Below are 1417 nucleotides of genomic sequence, written 5' to 3' on the forward strand. Positions count from 1 at the left end.
ACGACCGCCGCTACCTCGATATGTCCCTGCTGAAGTCAAACTCAGACACCGCTGCATGACCCCGCCAAGGAGCATTCCTCCCCCGAACCCCCTCCGAACCAACTACACACGATTCGGGACTTGACCGTTCTTGCGCACGGGCACCACGAGCCCATGGCGGGCGATGAACTCGCGCACCATCATCACGAGGTCGTCTACCGTGAGATGCGCCCCCGGCGGGTCGAAGACGTGGGACACCGCCTGCCCGTCGCGCATCCCAGCGAGCTGCACCGAAAGAAGCTTGCGGCCCGGGTGGTGCGAATCCCACTCCACGTCGAAGCCGAGGATGAGCGCGTCGCCGACCTGGCGCGCCCCTCTCTTGGGCGGTTCCAGCGTGCTGGACACGAGTACGCCTTCGTGAGCCCGGATAAAGGCATCATCCATGGCAAATCTCCCAAGGATTCCGGGAGGATAGGCGTCGGGAACGAACAGTTCCCGCCATGGGACGGGCCTGCAACGTGTCCGGACAGCTCAGCGCCTCTTCTCCCTCGAAGAAAAGGGGGCAGGTGGCAGGACGGGGGTGTCCGAGAGTGCTTCTTGGGGGAATGCCAGCCCGCCCCCAGATCGTACTGTCGCCCCTGGAAGCCCCCCTGGAGGGTTCTCCCGGTTGGGGGGAACCACGCTGCCAGGTTGGGACGTGTGGTTGAAGTAGATGGCTCAACGGTGTGTCTCCTCATTCGGACGCTGAACTCACTTGCGTCAGGTCATGAGGAAGACTGCGATTCAGCTGAGCCGCCGTGAAGTTGGGGTCAGAAGGCAACTTACCCCGATCATCTCCCCGGGAGATGGCCCGTTAATGTGGCTCTTTGCTCTCCCAGGGAGATGAACCGGCGATGCTGCTATTCGGTCTCCCCGGTGTTCTCATCCGGGTGGGGAGATGCTGGGGGAGTGGTCATGCTCGGACTCCCTGCTTCCACGGGTGAGGTCGTGGAAGTGGAGATCACGCCCGCAGGTTGAAGTGCCGGGGCGAGAAGTTGCTGGAGAAGTTCGCGTACTCCCTTGGCCTCCCGGCGTGCGTTCTTCCATCGCTCCACGCAGTCAGTCAGGGCATCCGAGTCCCTGAGTGGGGAGTGAGCTTCTTCGCCCATCAGCACTGATACCGCTGCCAATTCGCTCCCTCCGAACTGCTTGATGCCCAGCAAGCTGGTGGTGACATCGGCAAAGGCCACCATCAACTGTCTCTTGCCGTGAGTCGATAGGAGGCTTGCAAGCTGAGGTTGTTGCTCCAGCGCGTCGAGGACATCCGCGAGGTGCGTGCTCCGGACGATCCCGATCACCTTCTCCGGAGCAAGCCGAACACCCTCTCCGGGGCAAGCCGAACACCGATTCCGGAGCAAGCCGAACACCGATTCCGGAGCAAGCCGAACACCTGTAGCAG

General features: G+C 62.5%; 2 protein-coding genes. Both read right to left on the reverse strand.

Annotation, left to right across the window (positions count from 1 at the left end):
- Nucleotides 1–102: 102 nt before the first annotated feature.
- A complete protein-coding gene (locus FL311_RS43165; RefSeq protein ID WP_141333489.1) occupies nt 103–423 on the reverse strand; it encodes a hypothetical protein in 321 nt (106 codons plus the stop codon).
- A 455-nt stretch (nt 424–878) separates the two neighbouring features.
- Nucleotides 879–1417 (reverse strand): hypothetical protein (locus tag FL311_RS43170; protein ID WP_228557480.1); only part of this gene is annotated, 539 nt, incomplete at its 5' end.

It is taken from the genome of Myxococcus sp. AB025B, from assembly GCF_006518215.1.
GTDB lineage: Bacteria > Myxococcota > Myxococcia > Myxococcales > Myxococcaceae > Myxococcus > Myxococcus fulvus.